Origin of the sequence: Bartonella sp. AC158YNML (assembly GCF_042196725.1) — a bacterium.
GTDB lineage: Bacteria > Pseudomonadota > Alphaproteobacteria > Rhizobiales > Rhizobiaceae > Bartonella.
Map to the genome: position 1 here is coordinate 1 of NZ_JBHIQU010000020.1, position 20522 is coordinate 20522.

Here is a 20522-nt window from a genome sequence, read left to right on the forward strand (position 1 = left end):
AGGTGGAAATTTGCTTCCTTATCAAGACAAAATCCAAAAGAAACTTATGGATTGTCCAACTATCACACTTCAAACCGAAAATGGAATAGAAAAGGTCATTCCTTGCGCAAAAATCACCACAAAAGGTATGGGGCTGCTGTCTCAAGAGCTTAAAAGACAAAGCATGCATTAAGAGGAGGTTATTATGATAAAAAAGAAATATGAACTGACTGATGAGACAATTAAAGTTGGTAAAATAATACTTCACCGTATCCGCGCATTAAAGAATTTCGGAGATATTAAAAAAGGTGATCTTGGTGGCTTTGTAGAGACTGAAAGAAATCTTAGCCATGATGACAATTGTTGGGTTGGAGATTATGCTAGGGTTTATGATAATGCTCGTGTTTATCAAAATGCACATATTTCCGGTTATGCCTATGTTTATGGTGATGCGCGGGTTTATGGAGATGCACTCGTTTCTGATGAAGCATACGTTTACAATTATGCGGAAATTTACGGTGATGCATACGTTTACGGTGACACTAAAGTTTTTGATCATGCACATGTTTATGGCAATTCTCATGTTTATTATAAATCATATGTTTACGATAAGGCAAGCGTTTATGGAAATGCAAAAGTTGGCGGTAATACGCACATTTACGGAAATGTAAAAATTTACGGTGATGCGGATTTACGTTGTGACGAATGGATTGGCGGTAATAGCAGAATATCCACTGGAGTAAACTAATGGAAAAGAAATACGAACTAACTGATGAGAAAATGGAAGTTATGGGCTCTCTACCGTATTCGTGCATTAAAAGATTTTGGGCATGTCAAAAAAGGGGACCGCGGCGCGGTTTTATTGCAAGTGAAAGCAACCTCTCTCATGAAGCTAATTGCTGGGTTGATGACGATGCCAAGGTTTTTGGGCGTGTAAAAATTTATGACAATGCCCGTGTTTATGGCAATGCAGAGGTTTGTTGTGATGCCAATGTTTATGGTTATGCAAAAGTTTGTGATGACGCACGCATTTATGGTGACGCAGCAGTTTTTGAGAATGCACGAATAAAGAATAGTGCCAAGGTTTACGATAATGCTCGTGTATATGGGGACGCAATAATTTGTGGTCCTGCTCTCATTTATAACAATGCTAAAGTTTATGGTGATGTCATTATATCATGCTCCAATTTCACGTATGAGGATGATATTAATTATGGAAATGTTGAGATTTTTGGAGATGCAAAAGTTTATGATAGTGCTCGCATTTATGACGCAGTCAAGATCTTTAGAAATGCCGAAATTCGTGGATTAGCTAATATTCGCGGAAACACGAGAATTCCTCAAGACATAAAAATTTAACAACCAACCAACTTTTAAACACCAGCGTGATTCACGCCACGGGTGAATTGCACGCAAATCAAGGAAACCAACATGACAAATTCTCCTTTAACAACCATGGCTAGCAAATATGGGTTTTCTCATGATCAATTTCGAAAGACAATTATCAAAACATGTATCAATCATAACTTCTCTGATGAAGAATTCGCTGCTTTTATCTCTGTTGCCAATACTTATGGTCTTAACCCATTAACAAAAGAAATCTATGCACTCCCTAAAAGAGGCGGCGGTATCATACCCGTTGTTTCTATTGATGGATGGATTAAGATCATTAAGTCTAATCCTCAATTTGATGGGATGACCTTTCAAGATCAACTCGATAAAGACGGGAATCTCATTGCTATCAAATGTGCTATTCGTCTCAAAGGCATTAAAGACCCTATCGAAGTCACCGAATATCTCAAAGAATGCGAACAAAAAAGTGACACTTGGCAAAAATACCCAGCCCGTATGTTGCGCCATAAAGCCACTATACAATGTGCTCGCTATGCTTTCGGGCTTTCCGGTATTTATGAAGAAGATGAAGCAAAACGTATCAATGAAACAAACCATAACGTACAAACGAAGTTAGTTTCTTATGATGTGCTTATGCAAATCAAACAATTAATAAACATCACTCAAACAGAAGAAGAAAAAGTGCTTGATTATGCACAAGTCGACAGGCTTGAAGATCTTCCTGATGAAGTAGCACAAAGGATTTTGGATGTTTTGCAAAAGAGACAGCATGAAAAAGAACAATCTTTCCTACAACAAAAGCAAATAGAGGCACCTATACAAGATGCCGAGTATTTCACGTCCAAGATATCGAATATGGACCACAAGAACAAAGAACGGCGGTGTGATATGGAACAAAGAACAGCAGAATGGTTCCAAGCGCGCTTAGGAAAAGTCACTGCTTCAAACGTTTACAACGTACTGAGTAAAACAGCTAAAGGATTGCCTACGAGCAAATATGAAGATTACAAAACGAAACTCATGACAGAACGCTTAATAGGGGAAATAAGCCAATTTTATACAACACCTGCTATGCAATGGGGCATTGAACATGAAGAGAATGCCTTGAGAGAATATGAATTCATTTATGACACCAATGTCACAAGATGCGGTTTTATTCCACACCCAAAAATGGAAATGGCGGGGGCTAGTCCTGATGGGTTCATTGGAGAGGACGGTTTAATCGAAGTCAAATGTCCACAATCAACAACCCATCTTCGTTTTTTTATTTATGACAATATAAAGCTTGAATATATCGCACAGATGCAATTCCAAATGGCTTGCACTGGACGAAAATGGTGTGATTTCATGAGCTATAATCCAAACTTTGTAGGCTGATCAGATCACTTGCGCATGAAAATCAAACGCGTAGAGCGCGATGAGAAACAAATTGAACAGATCAATCAGGCTGTTGAAGTCTTTTTAGAGAAAATAGAGCAAGACATGAAGAAGGTCTCGACACAAGCTGCTTGATATTATGGGGGTGCCTCTCTCCTCCCAGCATTCCCGCCCATTTAGGTAACATGAAAAAGAGAAAGGTAATGAGATGATATTTGATGATGGTGATAGATATGTAACAACCCGTGAATGTGCACAGCTTTTTAGTGTCTCCACAACAACGATTCGCAATTGGGTGCTTCAAGGGGAGTTTCCTCAACCTTATAAACTAGGGAGAGCAGTAAGATGGAGAAAAAAAGAGATCTTAGCATTTACTCCAAAGAAAAATACGGAGCAAATAACAACAAATTAAGTAAAATTGTATAAACCACAAGAGGTAGACTAAAAGGTGGTCTGAAAATTACTGATTAAATAAAAAATCTATATATTTCAATATATTAAATATAAAAAATGGTGCCGCATGCCGGATTCGAACCAGCGACCCCATCATTACGAATGATGTGCTCTACCAACTGAGCTAATGCGGCATAGGTTTGTAAGTCAATGAGACAAAAACTAATCTGAGGGTAATAGCTAAAAGTATGTATAAAAGCAAGTATGCATTTTTTTAATATGTAGAACAGTTTTTATAAGCTTCCTCATTAATTTCAAAAATTTTCAATCGTATAAGGTGTGCTGCTATTAGAAGGCATTTTTTACACGTGGTTTTTAGTGCTGAAGTAAGAAAGGTTTTTATAGAGTATAAAGCAAAAGCTATAGAAGAATCTAGGGATTTTGATATATTTCAACTTTTTCTGTACAGAGTTTTTTATAGGTGGAATAAGGTATTAGATTTATTCGCTAATTTCTTTGAATTATTGCAAATGGAGTGATGTTATCATTATCTATAGAAATCATAAGTGAGGGTATATATTTATAATAAAGAGCTGTAATCCATTTTTATGATCAAGTAATTTTCAGTTGTTTTGATAGAGTGAGGTGCTCTAAGCTATATTTGTTGTGTATAGTACAGTGAGTTCTAGAAGTTTTTTTTCAAGATTAAATATATTCGTCGTTATATGTATATGCTATGTTATGAAAAGGCTTTTGTTTTTCGTAAGTTAAGATATAAAATACTATTGCTAAAGCACCAAAGATAGACCATGCTGGTAAATAAGTGAGAGTAATGCAAATTGAGGACAGAAAATCAGGCATTATCTTGCATAGAGATTGATTAAGGCTGTAGATATCTGTTTGCAGAAGGCTTGCTAAAATTTTATTAAGGGGGATTATTGTCCAATGTGATGTGATTACAGAGTGTGCGTTGTCAATGACCAATGCTATAATTGTTAGTGTAACGAAAATGAAGGTCATTAATTTAAATAAAAGGCGGAGCATATTTTTTCTTAAAATTTTAACAGGACATACGTGTAATGCATAGAAAAATAAGGAGTTGCATTATTACAAGAAAATAAGTTGACGTTTGTGTTGTACTTTTTGAAAAAAGGTGCGTAATTTTTTCGATAAAAGTTGAGGTTAGGCTCAACAAAAGTAATGAGGCGTGATGTTTAACAAAAAGAACAATGAATTAAAACGTAATCTTCAAAATCGTCATATTCAAATGATTGCTTTAGGAGGCGTTATTGGAACGGGTCTTTTTTATGGTTCAACAGAAACTATAAAATTGGCGGGTCCTTCGACTATTCTCGCTTATCTTTTCGGGGGACTTATTATTTATTTTATCATGCGAATGCTTGGTGAAATGTCAGTAGAAGAACCAACATCAGGTGCTTTTAGTTTTTTTGCTTATAAATATTGGGGAAGTTTAGCAGGTTTTATAACAGGTTGGAATTATTGGTTTCTTTATATTCTCGTCAGTATGACCGAACTTACAGTGGTCGGATTTTATTTAGATCATTGGATTTTGATTGATCATTGGAAGTCGTCTTTTATTGTTCTTGTGTGTGTGACATTGATCAATTTGTTGAATGTTCGTTTTTACGGTGAATTTGAATTTGGTTTGGCTTTGATTAAAGTTACAGCCGTTGTTGGTATGATTATTTTTGGAATTTTTCTTATTGTCACTGGAATAGGTGGATATCAAGTAGGCATTCATCGTCTTTGGGAATATGGTGGTTTTTTCCCTTATGGGATAGAGGGAGTTATTTTAGCTACATGTGTGGTGATGTTTTCTTTTGGGGGAACAGAGTTGATTGGTATTGCTGCTGGAGAAGTTTCAAATCCAACAAAAATAATTCCCACAGCTATTCGTAAGGTTATGTGGAGAATTGTAATTTTTTATGTTGGTTCTATTAGTGTTATTATGATGCTCAATCCATGGAATATGATTGAGGAAAATGGTAGTCCTTTTGTAACAATTTTTGAGGCGATAGGAATTCCAGCTGCGGGCCATATTTTGAATTTTGTGGTTATTATGGCTGCTATTTCAGTTTATAATAGTGGTATTTATTCTAATGGTCGTATGCTTTACAGTTTAGCTGTACAAAAAAATGCACCACATATTTTTAGTAAACTTAATTTTGCACGCGTGCCTTATGTTGCTATCCTATTTTCATCAATCTGTACTGCGATTATTATCATCGTTAATACTCTTATTCCCAATAATAGTTTTATGCGGATCATGGCTCTTGCTACAGCAGCAGCAGTTATTACTTGGGGCATTATTGTTATTGTTCATTTGAAGTTTCGAAAGGCGCATAAGGACAAAAAAGAGCCGTTTATTTATGCTTTTGGTTTATATCCTTACGCTAACTATTTTTGCTTATGCTTTCTTGCTTTATTATTTTGTATAATGTTTATAAGTGGTTTTGGACAAAATGGATTCATAGCTCAACTGTTTGAGATGATAGGAATAAAGGCATCTTTTCTCAGGTCATATATTCCAGTGCAGATGCCTGATATGAGTTTGGCAGTCATTATTATTCCTCTATGGTGCTTGTTTTTACTTTTAGGTTATAAACTGAAACGATAGCGAAAGAAGAGCTAATCAAAGGGATTGATTGGAATAAACCTTGGGGATCATAAAATTTGATAAGGTAACACAAGTTTTTGATGATTTGTGTGTTTTAAGAAATATTACTGTACAACTTACCGAAAGTCGCATCGCCGTTATTGGTGCAAATGGTTCTGGAAAAAGTACATTTGTTCGTCTTATTAATGGGCTCCAATTACCATCTCATGGTTTTGTAAGCGTTGATGGGCTTGATACCAAACGCGATGCGAAAGCAGTAAAGCGTAAAGTTGGATTTGTTTTTCAAAATCCTGATAATCAGATTGTTTTACCATTAGTTGAAGAGGATTTATCTTTTGGTCTCAAAAATTTAAAGCTTAATAAAGATGAAATTAAGAAGCGTGTAGATGAAATTTTGCAGCGCTATGAGCTTGAAGCTTTTAGAAATCATGCCGTTCATTTATTAAGTGATGGGCAAAAACAACTCATTGCGATTTCGGGTGTAGTTGCAATGAAACCAGATTACATTATTTTTGATGAGCCAACGACATTACTTGATTTGCGCAATAAGCATCGTGTTACGAAAGTAATAGAAGAATTACCACAAACGGCGATTGTTGTATCGCATGATTTGGAATTTTTGAAAAATTTTGATAGAGTACTTGTTTTTGATAAGGGGGAAATAGCAATTGATGATGTCCCTTTTGTTGCGATCAAGGAATATATAAAAAGAATGTCATGATCGGTTTATATATTCCAAAGGATACATTTATTCATAGGCTTAGTCCTGGGGTTAAGTTATTATTTCTTACAGTATGTGGGACCACTATAATAATGGTTTCATCTATATTATTTCTTGCACTCTTTTTATTATTTGTTGCCTTATTCTATAGAGTTGCCAAGGTCCCTTTTAAAACTGTGATAAAGCAGCTTAAATCAATGGGATTGCTTTTAGTTCTTTTATTAGTATTTCAAACTATTTTTAATAGTTGGCTTACGGGAGTTGAGGTCATATTACGTCTTGTTATCCTCTTTTCTTTATCATCCCTTATTTCGTTCACAACAAAAGTTTCAGATATGGTGGACGCAATTGAAGCAGGGCTTCAGCCCTTTTGTTGCTTTGGTATAAATCCATCAAAAGTGAGTATGGTTATCTCTATGGCTATCCGGTTTATTCCTCTTTTGAGCGAAAAGTTTAATGAGGTACGTGAAGCACAACAAGCACGCGGACTTAATACTAACATTGTTGCTCTTGCAATACCTTTAATTATACGAACCATAAGAATGGCTTCAGAAATAGCTGAGGCATTAGAGGCGCGCTCTTATGATGGCTGATATTGTTGATGCAGTATTTCATAATCATCAAGATGTCTCATAATGAAAGAATAATCAAATGAATACAAAAGATTTAGCTTATATTGCTTTATTTGCTGCTATTTATGCTGTTTTTGGTTTTTTCCCTCCTATTTATCGTCCTTTTTTGCTTGGGGGTACCTATTAAAAGCTCAATCTATGGCTCCGATGTTAGCAGGGTCCATCTTTGGGGCCAAAAGAGGTGCTTTAGCGTCGCTCCTTTTTTCTCCTTGTTGCGATTGGGTTGCCTTTATTGCTTGATGGTTGTGATGGAATTAGTGCTTTTTTATGGAGTTGCGAGTGGTTATTTGATAAGTTTTCCATTTGCTGCATTTTTTATTGGTTTAGTGATAGAATTGTTTTGGCAGCGGTTAAATTTTATAACGTTGTTTGTGATAAATGCTGTGGGGGAAAAAAGTCTCTTTATTAAAGTTTTTTTTATGGCTTCATCAGTTTTTTGATAAGGGATTGTTTGAAAGTATTGATTGTATCCTTTTTTGTACTCGCGATTAAAAGATCTATTTTTCTTATTCATTAAAAGAAAAAAGTGTTTATTTTGAATGTAATATTATAATGCGGTACATTTGAAAAAAATAATAATAAGTTAAAATAAATATATTATTTCATTATAAGTCCATTGATTTTAACTATATTTATTTATGATATCATTAAACATTGTAGAATATAAGATGATTTATATCAGTAATATTATTAAAACAAATTATTATAATATTTTTTCTATATCTAAGGTATCAAAAATTTGCTTTTATAAAGCTGATATTTTTGATTAATATTACAACAATAAATAAAGCTTTTCCATAATGAAGGAATAATCCAGTGAATACAAAAGATTTAGTCTATATTGCTTTATTTGCCGCGATTTACGCTGTTTTAAGTCTTTTCCCTCCTATTTATTTTCCTTTTTTGCTGGGGGTACCTATTACAGCTCAATCTATGGCTCCGATGTTGGCAGGATCTATACTTGGAGCAAAAAGGGGAGCTCTAGCATCACTTCTTTTTCTTGTGCTTATTGCGATTGGTTTACCTCTATTGCCTGGTGGTCGTGGTGGAATTAGTGTTTTTTTAGGAGTTACGAGTGGTTATTTGATTAGTTTTCCATTTGCTGCATTTTTCATTGGCTTTATGGTTGAGTTATTTTGGAAACGATTAAATTTTATAATATTATTTGTAATAAATACTGTGGGTGGCATTGGGATTGTCTATTCTTTTGGAATACCATGGGTAGCTTATATGGTTCAGGTCCCTTTGCTGACAGTTTTAATAAGTTCATTAGGTTTTTTGGCTGGTGGTTTTTTGAAAGTGCTGATTGCATCCTTTGTAGCCCTTACCGTTAAAAAAAATATCCCTCTCATTCATTTCGAGAAAGGGTAGTTCTGATTCTTAAATGAAGTTTTGTATTACATTGCATGAGAAAGATATAACACAAATAGTAATAATATAAATTATTTTATCTCGCTTTTTGTATTTTAACGAAAGATAATATCTGGCAAAGAGAAATTTATTATATTTAGTTTTTTATAAAACATATCTTAGAAATAATTTATAAACAAAATTTTAAAAATCTTATTCATAAATTATACAATTAAATTATAAAAGTTATATTAAAACTAATGAATTATAAATTAATATAAAATTTATTAATTTAATAAATATCAATAGTAAACTACATTTAAGGTAAATAATATTATTTTTTATTTTAACTATAATATATACAAAAAATATAATTATGAATATTATCATTTTATGTAAATTATAAAAATGAATATAAAATATTCCTTTTTAATATGTTATATATTATTAACTTTTTTATCTGTTGTAAAAACATCTAAATGTAGATATGTTCAATGATAAACATCTTTTACTCATATTCTACTATTTTTCATCAGATTTATTTCTTAGTAAAGAAAATAATTCTTTAATAAATAAAGTTATTTTACCCAATCATCCTAGTAGTCATGATATATTTTAGAAAAATATAGTAATTATTTTTAGATAAGGAAATAATTTTCTTATCAAGATAATAAATGATAATAGACAATATATATACGTATCCATAAATAATAAAAAATTATGTGCATTAATATTTTAAGCATTTTGTATATTGTAGCAGCAGATTACAGTATATAATTATTCGAGGCTGAATGCAGAAATTTTTCTAATGAGCTTTGAAACAATTCTGATATTTTTGCAAAATAATGAGAGTGAGATTGGTTTAGTTCCAATTATTATTTTTGCCTCGTTGAAAGGGTGTTGTAAGTTTTATATTTGCAATGCAATGCTATTTTTGAAGAAAGATCTGTAAGTCTTTTAACTTTTTTAAGATGGATGAGTATTAATTCCATAAAGTGTATAGAGGAGAATAATGTGAAGTAGGTACAAAGCAGCCACTTACTTCACCATTTTCTTTTAGTTTGGCTTTAAAACTTTCAAAAGCATCTACGTCAATATCTTTTTAATAATGGAGTTTACACATTGCTTCACGCTTTTATGTCTCACGTTCTTTAATAGAGCGATATTCCTCACTTAAAGATAACATCCATAATACGCTTATTGGTGTCAATTTACGAGTTTGTTTTAAAAAGGCATCTCTCAAGACACATTCCACCTAATGTCTGATGGTTCCTGCAAATGGTATAACGGCAAAGCCTCTCGATTATGAATAATATAAAACTTATAGGGTACCAGCATCTTTACAGTTATGAAGTAATAAGCCGGCACCATCATTATATTTGCCAGCTCCCAATGTTGCGACAGCCCTTGCATTAAGACGATTCATAAGAACCATTTTTATTCCTTTCTTATACAGTTTTACCCACACACTCATCCTGCTTGTGACGTGCAAATGAGTGGTTTTAGTTGATTCAAGATGAGCAGGTTTGAAATGAGAGAATCCTACGATATTTGGGATTCTTATTCAACATACGAAATAGTGAATTATCATTATAAATCAATGTTTTGAATTCTGTAGACGATATGTTTAGTTGAACAACATGTCAGTTTTTTTTACAATAAACTTTTTGATATATTTCCTCTTAAAATTTTAAGTAAAAATTTTTGTAAAAGAATAAAATCATCCGTGAGAGGGAGGTAATAAATGCTGATAAGTTTTCAAAAACTGTTAACAGTTGTGCAAGACAAAAAAACTCTTAAGATAAAGAAAATGCTCATATATGATGGCACTCATATTCGCTGTAGAAAGTGAATATTTAAAAATAATATCTTTGTGCAATCTATATAAGATATCTTTCAAGCAAAAAAATATTGTGACTTTAAATGGACTTTCTGAAATAAATGAAGAACAAAACTAAAAAAATAAAACAAAAAAGTTTTTTGTTCCTATGATAAGATTAAAGATAAAATTAAGCGACGAGTGATTAAAATGTGAGCTATTGCCAAACAATGCAAATCAATTAAAATTTTTAAACAATATTATAAATAATTTCAATTTTTTATCCGATGATATAGAAAACAGAATTTTTTACAATTCATAGACAGAGTTAACGCTGCAGGGTTTTATAAATTATCAAGATGGATAAAATTCCTGCTTTATTCATGGTTAACGATTTGTATTCAAAGAGCTTATACTTAAAAATTTTTCTCTATATGGAAGAATGCCGTAGAGTTAAACTATGATTTTGTACAAAAATTAGATTTTGATTGAAGATAGGTAGATAAAGGTGTTTTTTGTTCATTTTTCATTTGAAAAAATTAGTAATAAACTTCAATGATATGCTCTAAAGAGTATATCCTTTGCAATGATGTAAACAGATGTTTATATATTTAAGCTATTTATGTTGAAAGCAAATCATGCTCAAAAAACAAAAATAGTCTTTTCATTGTTTAAGATGTTTGTTGTTGCATTATTGCTTTTGGATGTGGTCGTGTTATGTTGCGTGATTATGGGATCTAAATCATTCAAACAAAACAGAATATTATTTTATTGCTCATTTATGGGTTTTAAAAAGAAGAATTTCTAAATACTCGATGGTGTTTGTGAATGTATAAGATATGATTGTGTCCTCTCATTTTTACTTTACAAAGATTCACATTATCAATCACCATTCTTCTTTTTGCCAATTCTTAAATACAGCAACAGCTTTTGGCGTTTGAAATGATTGAGAAGAGGTATTTTTATTTCCGTTAATTTTATGGCCGTTATGATAAGGAATGAATATTCTATTCATGTTTATTGATTAATACAAAGTCATCTTTAGATGTGGTGGTGGTATTGCATTATTATATTTTGCTTGGATTTTATGACTGTTAGTTTATTTGTGTGATGGTCGCTTGCTCAATACTTGCCTAAGCAATATAAAACAAAATGCAGTTAGGAAAAATTGAAATTAAATGACTCAAGCTGCTTGTGTTAGATTTTATTATCTGATAACTTTTTTCCATTAGAGAGTAATTTTGCTGTGTGTGAGCTCCAGTTTTGGGGAGGATGCTTAAGCTCAGGCAGAGCTGTATACGCTACATTGCTGAATTGAACCTCTGTATTTTGCTGTTGGAAACGAGAGTTTTATTGCGGTATATTGTTTGCTATTTTATTTTTATAGCGAAAAAGCAATGATGCACATTTTAAAGTTTAAAAGGATTTATATTCGTAATGTCTTTGGGGAAAATCGTATAATGAATTTTGTTTTTATCAATGAGAAAGGGCATTTTTGTGTGCATTCTTTTATTGCAAGCTTTATCTCTCAGAAGACAAAATTTGTAAGGAATGGCTTTTCTCATTATTTCTTTATCGTTATTAACGTGTTTGGTTTTGTTGGTAAAAACGTAAAATTTTTGATACTTAATTTTCAAAAGATTAAGCGGCTTTTTATGGTAGAAAAAATATTTTCTTATATTTTTTTACTATTTCGAGGCAGTTTTGATCATGTAGTAAAGATGCGTCGTATCTTGAAATTGAGTGTTTGAGGAGGATGACGGTTTTTAAAATTTGCATATTTATTTTAAATACACCCTAAAAGAATAAAACAGTGAGTTTATAAATCTTTGCGCAATGATTCTTTAAAAAGCTTACCGTTTTCTGGGGGGATACAGGATTTATCATTTTGATAATTTATTGGGGCTGATATAGCGTATTGTTGTATGCAAAGAGATATTATGAAAAAAATGTGATACTAGTTAGCAAAACATATAGTGCATGTTCGCTATGGTTTGATTGAAACTTAAGTCAGTGAATTTATAAAGTGGATGACTTTGTATAAGCAATTAGAACGTATTTGTTCAATTTTTATAATTATAAATTTGCTATGTCATTTGAGCATCATTCATTGATAAAAAATAAAGGGGAAAGTTTATGAACTTAAAGAAAAAAATATTAAAGAATAGCAGCTCTCTTGTTTCTGCTTTTATAGCACTGGGGATGGTTGCACAACAGGTTTCAGCAAAAACTCCCGCAGATACCCTTGTGATGGCTTGGAATCTCGATGCAATTAGTACATTTGATCCCGCACAACTTAATGATGTTTATGGAGGTGAAATTGTTCGCAATGTTTGTGATAGTTTGGTTAGTACCGCAACGGATGATCCTGCTAAAATAGTTTCCGCTTTAGCAACACATTGGGATGTTTCAGGGGATGATCACAGTACGGTGATTACTTTTCATTTGCGTGATGGTTTGAAGTTTAATGATGGGAGATTAGCCAATGCCAATGATCTTGTTTGGAGTATGAAGCGGATTGTCAAATTAAAGATGATCAATGCGGCAATTTTTAATGAATATGGAATTACAGAGCAAAATGTTGATGATGCTTTGCAAGCCCCTGATGAAAAAACAGTGGTGATGAAATTTGATAAGCCTTATCCAGCAGAGCTTATTCTTAATAATATTGTTGCAAGTCCAGCAACAGCTTTGCTTGATCGTAAGATGATTATGAAGCACGAAAAAGATGGCGATTTTGGAAATCAGTATTTGAAGAGTCATGTTGCTTGTGTTGGTCCTTATCAGTTAAGCAGTTGGCGCCCTGGAGAAGCTCTTTTGTTACGTGCAAGCTCTCACTACTGGGGACAATCCCCGAAACTAAAGCAGATTCTCATTCGCCATGTTGTGGAGTCAGGCACACAACGTTTGTTGTTACAAAAGCATGATATTGATGTTGCCCGTAATTTGGCCCCTGAAGATCTTGCAGATCTGCAAAAAACAACAGATATTAAAATCGAAAAAGTGTTAGAACCAACCATGATGTATTGGGGATTTAATACGACAAATCCCATTTTTGCTAAGGAAAAAGTACGCTTGGCGATGCGTTATCTTATTGACTATGAAGGTCTTGGCAAGAAGCTTCTCAAAGGGATTGGTGTTCCACGGGCAAGTTTTATTCCTCTTGGTAACTTTGGGGCTCTGGATGAAAAAGAAGGACAACCCTTTACATTTGATGTTGCAAAAGCCAAGCAGCTTTTAGCAGAGGCCGGTTATCCGAACGGATTTGAGGCAAATTTTCTTGTCTCAAATGCTCCTTATACTTTGTTACTTGCTCAGTCACTTCAAGATAGTGCTGGACAGGCAGGGGTGCGTCTTAAAATTGAACGTGTGGCAGGTACACAGTTGTTTTCAAAAGTGAATGCACGGGCTTTTGATACGGCTTTTATCGGATGGAATAACGATTCTGCGGATCCCCATACAATGGCTTCACGTCTTGTTTATAATCCTGATAATCGGTTTGAGGCAAAAAATACCGCCTATCCTAGTTGGAAGCATGGGTATTTTGATGCCGATATGAATCAAAAAGTTGAAGAGGCGTTATTTCAAAAAGATCCGCAAAAACGGGCGCAACTTTATGCTGATTTACAACGTGAACTGATGAAAAAAGGGCCTTATGCGTTTATTTATCAGCAATATAGCGCTATAGCGATGACAACTGATGTCAAAAAATGGGTTTGGAATAGTGCGCCGCGTATTTTTTATAGTAAAATTGAAAAATAAGTGTGTCTTTAAATGCTGTCAAAGATAAACAGTGCTTAATCATAATTGCATGATGAAAATATTTTCTCACATAAAAGTCTTTCAGTTTTTTTAAGGATGAAATTGTGAAAGATGTTTATGCAATATATGATTGAGATCGTTTATAGGAAGGGATGAATATGAAAAGTTATATTGGGGAGGTTCTTTGTTTATCGTTATAGATTCTCTGTATTCCGAATATGATTGATGGATAAGAGAATTACTTTATAGATGCTTGGTTCGATTAAATGAAGTTGATGTTTGATGCCATGCCGTTTAAAAAAACAAAATCATAATCACTTTGTGTGAAAAGATACAAGAGTACAATAGGAAGAGATAAAATGGAAAAAAAAGAATGTTGAAAAAAATTTCTATTTTATTAAGCACACTCGTTTTCTTGAATGGGGCTGTAACATCAGCATTTAGTGCCTCATCTAAAGATATATTGTTGATGGCATGGAATATTGATTCAATTAGTAGTTTTGATCCAGCGCAAACTGTTGAGGTTGTGACGAGTGAATTATTGACGAATATTTGTAGCGCGTTAGTGCAATATGATGAGCATGATCCCATAAAAATTCGCCCTGCTATGGCACAATCTTGGGACGTTTTAGATAATGGAAAAAGAATAGTTTTTCATCTTCGTGATGATTTGAAGTTTGATGATGGGAGGACGGCGACGGCGCAAGATCTGGTGTGGTCGATGCGGAGGATTATTAAATTAGGATTAAGCTATGCTCAATCTTTAATGGATTATGGGTTTACCAAAAAAAATGTTGAAACAAATATTCAGGCTCTTGATGATAAAACTTTACAATTAAAATTTGATAAATCCTATCCTATTCAACTTATATTGACTGTTATTGGACAATCTTATGCTTCTGCTTTGCTTGATCGGAAAACAATTGAAGCGCAGAGTTTTAAAGGTGATATGGGGAATAAATATTTAGCAACACATTCTGCTTGTGTTGGGCCTTATAAATTGGTGAACTGGTCTCCAGCGGATAAAGTTGTGTTAGAGGCTACACAGCATTATTGGGGTGAAGTGCCTAAAATTAAGAAGATTGTTGTGCAGCACGTAGCGGATTCATCAAGTCAAAGACTTCTTTTGGAAAAAGGGGATGTGGATATTGTACGTGATCTTTCTTCAGAGGATATTTTAGATCTTGAAAAAAAGGGGGGACGGATCAAAATTAGCCGTGTTTTGCGCCCGCAGATTATTTACCTATCATTAAATAACAAAAATGCAATTTTAGCAAACGAAAAGGTTAGGTTAGCACTTCGTTATTTGGTTGATTATGAAGGTCTTGGAAAAACTGTTTTGAAGGGGATTGCTATTCCCCGAGCAACTTATATGTCCTTGGGTGTTCCAGGTGCTTTAGATGAAAAAGAAGGATTGCCTTTTAAGTTGGATTTGAAAAAAGCAAAACAGTTGATTACTGAGGCTGGCTATCCTAATGGCTTTAAAGCTAATCTTTTAGTTGGAAGCCTTAATTATATGTCATCTGTTGCACAGTCTATTCAAGCCAATGCACGCAAAATTGGTGTTGAGCTGATAATTGAAAAAATGGCACAAAATCAATTGTTAAGCCGTGTACGGGGTGGAAATTATGATACTGCACTTATGGGGTGGGGGAGTGCTGATCCTGATGGACATCCTGCTTCATTAAATCATGTATTTAATCCTGATCCAACATTTACAAAAAAGCACAATATGTATTTGGCTTGGCGCGCTGGATATTATGATGAAAATATTAATAAAATGGTGATGCATGCTTTATTTGAGAAAGATCCCAATAAGCGTATTATGCAATATCGTACTTTACAACATTATGTGCTAGAGCATGGTCCTATGGTTTATTTATTTCAGACATATTATACCGTTGGTATAGGACCTGATGTCAAAAAATGGGTTTGGAATAGTTACAGACTTTACTACAATGAAGCAGAAAAATAAAAAGAAGCATGTTGTAGAGAAAGATTGTAGAACATGTTTAATAAGAGATTATTTCGTTATATGAAAAAAAGTATTCGCTTTATATTTTATCGCTACAGAGGGGATTTTTATAATGATTTTGCCACTTTCAGAGACTGAAAGAGCTGTATCAGAAAAGCAGAAAAAATTGTTTTTATGGAATTTTTTGTTCAAGGGATTTAAACTTCTTATTTCAGTTATTATCACATTATTTGGGTTGGTGACGATTACTTTTTTTCTTGGTCATCTTCTCCCTCTAGATCCCGTTTTGTCTATTCTTGGTGATAATATCAGTCAGGAGGCTTATGATACAATGTATTATAAGCTGGGTCTTGATAAGCCGTTGATTGTCCAATATTGGAAGTATCTTCATAATGTATTTTTATTTGACTTTGGAGATGCTTTAACTTCTGGGCGTCCTGTTTTAACTGATATTATGCGCGTATTTCCTGCAACATTAGAGCTTGCAACCGTTGCTATTGTTATTGGTACAAGTCTTGGGATTCCATTTGGTGTTTTTGCAGCAATGTATCGCGATTCATTTATTGATTATGTTGTCCGTGTTTTTACACTTTTGAGTTATTCTACCCCGACATTTTGGCTTGGTTTAATGGCGTTGTTAATATTTTACGCCAAGCTTGGCTGGGTTGGTGGTCCAGGACGTATTGATTTTCTTTATGAATATTCTTTTGAACCTAAAACAGGATTTTTTCTTTTGGATACAGCGAGCCAAGGACAATGGGAGGCTTTTGGTAATGTCTTTAGTCACATTATTATGCCTGCTTTGATCTTAGCATTCGGTGCTATGGCTTATATTAGCCGTATGACTCGTGGGTTTATGATTGAGCAACTCAATCAGGAATATATTATTACTGCCCGTGTAAAGGGGTTATCTTGGGCACGAACGGTTTGGGGGCATGCCTTTAGGAATGCTGCTGTTCAGGTTATTACCGTTGTGGCGCTATCTTATGCTTTTTTATTAGAAGGGGCTGTTTTGACGGAGACAGTTTTTGCTTGGCCTGGTTTTGGGCATTACTTGACAAATGCTCTTTTAGCCGGAGATATGAATGCAGTTGTAGGATGTACTTTACTTGTAGGATTTATCTTTGTCGCCATTAATTTATTTTCTGATTTGCTTTATCGCATTTTTGATCCAAGGACACGTTGAATATGACAGTAAGTAATCATCAAAAATCGCAATCATCATCTTCTTTGAGAAGTTGGTTAAATGACCGTATTCCGCGGTCCATAATTCAAGCGAACATACAAAGAATTTATCACGCACTGGTTAAGTTTTTTCATAACTTTTCGGCTGTATTGGGTTTGCTTATTATTTGTATTATTATCATATGTGCATTTTTTGCTCCATGGATTGCTACGCATGATTTTCTTAGCAATGACCTGGGGCATCGGTTGCAGCCACCCTCTATGGCGCATTATTTTGGAACAGATGAATTGGGACGTGACATTTTTAGTCGTCTTGTTTTTGGTTCTCGTATTACTCTTTATGTTGTTTTTCTTACAACAGTTATTGTAGGTCCAATAGGGCTTATTGTTGGAACTGTATCTGGTTATATGGGCGGATGGGTTGATACTGTGCTCATGCGCATTGTCGATATTTTTCTTGCTTTTCCAGGTTTGATTTTAGCTCTTGCATTTTCAGCAGCATTGGGCCCTGGGATTGAAAATGCTTCTATTGCAATTTCAATTGCAGCATGGCCGCCAATTGCACGTTTAGCACGTGCTGAGACTTTGATGATACGTTCTTCTGATTATGTTTCTGTAGTCCGCCTGCAAGGGGCTTCTGCTTGGCGAATTATTTTGTTTCATGTTGCGCCCATGTGTATTCCTTCAGTGATTGTACGATTAACTTTGGATATGTCTGGAATTATTTTAACGGCTGCTGGTCTTGGTTTTTTAGGGTTGGGAGCTCAACTTCCAAGTCCTGAATGGGGTGCGATGCTTTCTTCAGGGCGGGAATTTATGATGACAAATTGGTGGTTAGCAGCAATACCAGGCTGTGCAATATTATTTGCAAGTCTTGCTTTCAACCTTTTAGGTGATGGTCTTCGTGATGTATTGGATCCACGCAATGGGTAATAAATTATTAGAAGTAGAAGATTTACGTATTTCTTTTCCTACAGCGCGCGGCATTTCAGAAGTTGTACGCGGTGTTAGTTTTTCTGTCGGAAAAGAAAAAATTGGAATTGTTGGTGAATCCGGATCTGGAAAATCGATGACTGGGCGCGCAATACTAAGGTTAAGTCCAAAATCAGCAATTGTTAAAGCTAAAAAAATGCGCTTCGATGATATTGATTTATTGACCGCAAGTGAACCTCAGATGCGAAAAATCCGAGGTAAGCGTATTTCAATGATTTTACAGGACCCCAAATATTCACTTAATCCTTTAATACGGATTGGTGAGCAGATTATGGAGGCTTACCGTATTCATTATCGCGTTTCAAAAGGAGAAGCGTGGGAGCAGACTATATCTATGTTAGAATCTGTTCATATTCGTGATCCTGAGCATGTGATGCGATTATTTCCTCATGAAATATCAGGGGGGATGGGGCAGCGTGTGATGATTGCAATGATGCTTATTCCAAAACCTGATTTAATTATTGCCGATGAGCCAACATCTGCGCTTGATATTACGGTCAGACGACAAGTTTTATCCGTATTAGATGAACTGGTGACAAAGTCTGGAACGGGGCTTATTTTCATTAGTCATGATTTGAATATGATTGCTGATTTTTGTGATCGTATTTTGGTAATGTATGCAGGCCGTGTGTTAGAAGAGTTGCCAGCTTCTGATTTGTCTCACGCTTGTCATCCTTATACCAAGGCTTTGCTCGCGAGTTTGCCACGGCTTGATAATCCTGTTGATGTTTTGGCTGTTCCTGAGCGTGATCCTGATTGGTTGTATAATCCTACGATTGTTAATGGTGTTGAGGAGGTTCCCCATGACAAATTGTGAGAATATTATTGATGTTTCTAATTTATCTGTAACTTTTGGCCATAGGCATAAGGCAGTAACAGTTGTTAAAAATGTTAATTTTCATATTAAGCGTGGTGAAGCTTATGGTTTAATTGGTGAATCTGGATGTGGAAAATCAACTATTTTGAATACATTGGTAGGGCTTATTCACGATTATAGCGGAAAGTTCCTTTTTGCTGGACAAGAAGTCGAAAAAAAACGAAGTAAAGACTTTTTACGCTGTATTCAAATGGTTTTTCAAGATCCTTATGCTTCGCTTCATCCAAGAAAAATGGTTCATAAGGTTCTTTCTGAATCTCTCAAAATCCATGGTATGGATAATCAAAAGGAGCGGGTAGAGGATGCTTTAGATTCTGTTGGTTTAGATTCTTCATTTCTTTATCGTTATCCTCATGAGTTGTCTGGGGGGCAGCGTCAGCGTATTGCTCTTGCACGTGCTTTAATTATTGAGCCAGAGGTTTTGTTGCTTGATGAGCCAACATCTGCATTGGATGTGTCGGTACAGGCTGAAATTTTAAACTTGTTGAAATCGTTGCGAGAAAGAAAAAAGCTTACTTATTTGATGGTATCCCATGATCTTGCTGTTGTTGCACATATTTGTGAACGTGTTGGGATTATGCATAAAGGGATTATTCTTGAAGAGCTTAGCAATGATGAATTGCGTAGTCTACATGCGCAACATGATTATACAAAGGAGTTCTTTGAAGCAAGTATAGAGCCTATTGTCCATAGAGAGCAAAGAGTATGATCGATTTTTCAAAAGAGAAAATACATTTTTCTATTTTGGGTTTTGAGAAGTATTTAGTATCTTGGTTGTAATAGAGAGTTTTTGTATTTTTTATAGTATGAAGTCTTATCGATATAATTTATTGAGAGAAATTTTAGCTCTCATATTTTTCATTTTATCAGGCATACAACATTATGAGTCATACAAATGACTCATAACACGCATTGTGTATTTGTTGTACAGTTTGTTGATTATAAATTTATGTTTAGAAATTTTCATTGTAGAAGAGCATTAAGCTTGTAAAAAATAATAGGTGATTAATAACGTTATGTGTTCTAGGAAAATTTATTCTTTGTTAACTCTTATTTATCAAAAAATTCTAAGTTTTATTCTTTAAAAAAGAAAAAGCTATTATAAAAAATTTTCAATAGTACACGAGAATGATTCAACTATTTTGTTGTTTTTTCTTTTTAAGAAGAGGTTCTTTGAAAGCAAAACAGATTTTATAAATAAAAAAGGCAGTATACTATACTGCCTTTTTTATTAAATTAAATAGAATGAATAGGCTGTTTTGACAGTTTTGTTTTAAAACTGATAGCGTATGCCACCTGAAAAGCTTGCACCAGATACACCGGTTTTTTGAAGCTTTTGTTGATAGCTTACATCACCATGAAGGGAGAAATTGTGAGACAGTTGCGCATTGATGCCAACGCCGCCTTCAATTGCAGGTCCCATAGGATCAAGGTCAAAATCTCTGCCAATCCGGATGGTACCATCATC

General features: G+C 34.2%; 14 protein-coding genes, 1 tRNA gene and 5 pseudogenes. 17 read left to right on the top strand and 3 right to left on the bottom strand.

Going from position 1 to position 20522, the window contains the following annotated elements; translation table 11 throughout:
• The 6 genes and pseudogenes from ACFIM1_RS08060 to ACFIM1_RS08085 form a co-directional block, all read left to right on the top strand.
• A pseudogene (locus tag ACFIM1_RS08060) lies at nucleotides 1–172 on the top strand (phage regulatory protein/antirepressor Ant); the annotation flags it as partial.
• A 12-nt stretch (nucleotides 173–184) separates the two neighbouring features.
• Complete coding sequence (locus ACFIM1_RS08065) at nucleotides 185–727, top strand: hypothetical protein (RefSeq protein ID WP_375609729.1); 543 nt, start codon at nucleotides 185–187, stop codon at nucleotides 725–727.
• Nucleotides 727–1338: a hypothetical protein gene (locus ACFIM1_RS08070; protein WP_375609728.1), complete on the top strand. Its 612-nt coding sequence runs from the start codon at nucleotides 727–729 to the stop codon at nucleotides 1336–1338. Before ACFIM1_RS08065 ends, ACFIM1_RS08070 begins: the two co-directional genes overlap by 1 nt.
• A 72-nt stretch (nucleotides 1339–1410) precedes the next feature.
• Nucleotides 1411–2219, top strand: a pseudogene (locus ACFIM1_RS08075) (recombinase RecT).
• A 1-nt stretch (nucleotide 2220) separates the two neighbouring features.
• Nucleotides 2221–2844, top strand: a pseudogene (locus ACFIM1_RS08080) (lambda exonuclease family protein).
• Nucleotides 2845–2917: 73 nt separating this feature from the next.
• Nucleotides 2918–3121, top strand: coding sequence for an AlpA family transcriptional regulator (locus ACFIM1_RS08085; RefSeq protein ID WP_100129129.1), 204 nt, complete (start codon nucleotides 2918–2920; stop codon nucleotides 3119–3121).
• Between the two features lie 99 nt (nucleotides 3122–3220).
• Here the strand turns inward: ACFIM1_RS08085 and ACFIM1_RS08090 are convergent.
• Nucleotides 3221–3296: transfer RNA gene (locus tag ACFIM1_RS08090), tRNA-Thr, on the bottom strand.
• 511 nt (nucleotides 3297–3807) lie between these two features.
• Entirely contained in the window at nucleotides 3808–4146 is a 339-nt protein-coding gene (locus tag ACFIM1_RS08095; RefSeq protein WP_375609697.1) for a hypothetical protein, read from the bottom strand.
• Nucleotides 4147–4312: 166 nt separating this feature from the next.
• Here ACFIM1_RS08095 and ACFIM1_RS08100 point away from each other — a divergent pair, with 166 nt between their 5' ends.
• The 11 genes and pseudogenes from ACFIM1_RS08100 to ACFIM1_RS08150 all read left to right on the top strand — a co-directional run bounded on the left by ACFIM1_RS08100 (nucleotide 4313) and on the right by ACFIM1_RS08150 (nucleotide 19763).
• Nucleotides 4313–5740: an amino acid permease gene (locus ACFIM1_RS08100; protein ID WP_375609698.1), complete on the top strand. Its 1428-nt coding sequence runs from the start codon at nucleotides 4313–4315 to the stop codon at nucleotides 5738–5740.
• Nucleotides 5741–5780: 40 nt separating this feature from the next.
• Nucleotides 5781–6461, top strand: coding sequence for an energy-coupling factor ABC transporter ATP-binding protein (locus tag ACFIM1_RS08105; RefSeq protein ID WP_375608771.1), 681 nt, complete (start codon nucleotides 5781–5783; stop codon nucleotides 6459–6461).
• Nucleotides 6458–7097, top strand: a pseudogene (locus ACFIM1_RS08110) (energy-coupling factor transporter transmembrane component T family protein). Before ACFIM1_RS08105 ends, ACFIM1_RS08110 begins: the two are co-directional and overlap by 4 nt.
• 15 nt (nucleotides 7098–7112) lie before the next feature.
• A pseudogene (locus tag ACFIM1_RS08115) lies at nucleotides 7113–7610 on the top strand (biotin transporter BioY).
• Nucleotides 7611–7909: 299 nt separating this feature from the next.
• Nucleotides 7910–8464 carry a biotin transporter BioY gene (locus ACFIM1_RS08120; protein ID WP_375609699.1) on the top strand — a complete coding sequence of 185 codons (555 nt, stop codon included), beginning with the start codon at nucleotides 7910–7912 and terminating at the stop codon, nucleotides 8462–8464.
• A gap of 3934 nt (nucleotides 8465–12398) precedes the next feature.
• The gene (locus ACFIM1_RS08125) at nucleotides 12399–14024 is read left to right on the top strand and encodes an ABC transporter substrate-binding protein (RefSeq protein ID WP_375609700.1); all 1626 of its coding nucleotides are present in this window, start codon (nucleotides 12399–12401) and stop codon (nucleotides 14022–14024) included.
• 373 nt (nucleotides 14025–14397) lie between these two features.
• Nucleotides 14398–15999, top strand: a complete 1602-nt coding sequence (locus ACFIM1_RS08130; protein ID WP_375609701.1) for an ABC transporter substrate-binding protein — start codon at nucleotides 14398–14400, stop codon at nucleotides 15997–15999.
• Between the two features lie 112 nt (nucleotides 16000–16111).
• Complete coding sequence (locus tag ACFIM1_RS08135) at nucleotides 16112–17185, top strand: ABC transporter permease (protein WP_375609702.1); 1074 nt, start codon at nucleotides 16112–16114, stop codon at nucleotides 17183–17185.
• Nucleotides 17186–17187: 2 nt separating this feature from the next.
• Nucleotides 17188–18117 (top strand): ABC transporter permease, encoded by a 930-nt coding sequence (locus ACFIM1_RS08140; RefSeq protein ID WP_375609703.1) that lies wholly within the window; start codon nucleotides 17188–17190, stop codon nucleotides 18115–18117.
• Nucleotides 18110–18994, top strand: a complete 885-nt coding sequence (locus ACFIM1_RS08145) for an ABC transporter ATP-binding protein (protein WP_375609704.1) — start codon at nucleotides 18110–18112, stop codon at nucleotides 18992–18994. Before ACFIM1_RS08140 ends, ACFIM1_RS08145 begins: the two co-directional genes overlap by 8 nt.
• Nucleotides 18981–19763 (top strand): ABC transporter ATP-binding protein, encoded by a 783-nt coding sequence (locus ACFIM1_RS08150; protein WP_375609705.1) that lies wholly within the window; start codon nucleotides 18981–18983, stop codon nucleotides 19761–19763. The genes ACFIM1_RS08145 and ACFIM1_RS08150 overlap by 14 nt, the downstream gene beginning before the upstream one ends.
• A 564-nt stretch (nucleotides 19764–20327) precedes the next feature.
• Here the strand turns inward: ACFIM1_RS08150 and ACFIM1_RS08155 are convergent.
• Nucleotides 20328–20522: autotransporter outer membrane beta-barrel domain-containing protein (locus tag ACFIM1_RS08155; protein WP_375609706.1), on the bottom strand; the 195-nt coding region annotated here is incomplete at its 5' end.

Bases quoted from the DNA above. Each gene is read 5' to 3' on its own strand.
- ACFIM1_RS08145 (WP_375609704.1), top strand. From the start codon at position 18,110: ATGGGTAATAAATTATTAGAAGTAGAAGATTTACGTATTTCTTTTCCT.
- ACFIM1_RS08070 (WP_375609728.1), top strand. From the start codon at position 727: ATGGAAAAGAAATACGAACTAACTGATGAGAAAATGGAAGTTATGGGC.
- ACFIM1_RS08065 (WP_375609729.1), top strand. From the start codon at position 185: ATGATAAAAAAGAAATATGAACTGACTGATGAGACAATTAAAGTTGGT.
- ACFIM1_RS08135 (WP_375609702.1), top strand. From the start codon at position 16,112: ATGATTTTGCCACTTTCAGAGACTGAAAGAGCTGTATCAGAAAAGCAG.
- ACFIM1_RS08140 (WP_375609703.1), top strand. From the start codon at position 17,188: ATGACAGTAAGTAATCATCAAAAATCGCAATCATCATCTTCTTTGAGA.
- ACFIM1_RS08130 (WP_375609701.1), top strand. From the start codon at position 14,398: ATGTTGAAAAAAATTTCTATTTTATTAAGCACACTCGTTTTCTTGAAT.
- ACFIM1_RS08100 (WP_375609698.1), top strand. From the start codon at position 4,313: ATGTTTAACAAAAAGAACAATGAATTAAAACGTAATCTTCAAAATCGT.
- ACFIM1_RS08095 (WP_375609697.1), bottom strand. From the start codon at position 4,146: ATGCTCCGCCTTTTATTTAAATTAATGACCTTCATTTTCGTTACACTA.
- ACFIM1_RS08125 (WP_375609700.1), top strand. From the start codon at position 12,399: ATGAACTTAAAGAAAAAAATATTAAAGAATAGCAGCTCTCTTGTTTCT.
- ACFIM1_RS08150 (WP_375609705.1), top strand. From the start codon at position 18,981: ATGACAAATTGTGAGAATATTATTGATGTTTCTAATTTATCTGTAACT.
- ACFIM1_RS08085 (WP_100129129.1), top strand. From the start codon at position 2,918: ATGATATTTGATGATGGTGATAGATATGTAACAACCCGTGAATGTGCA.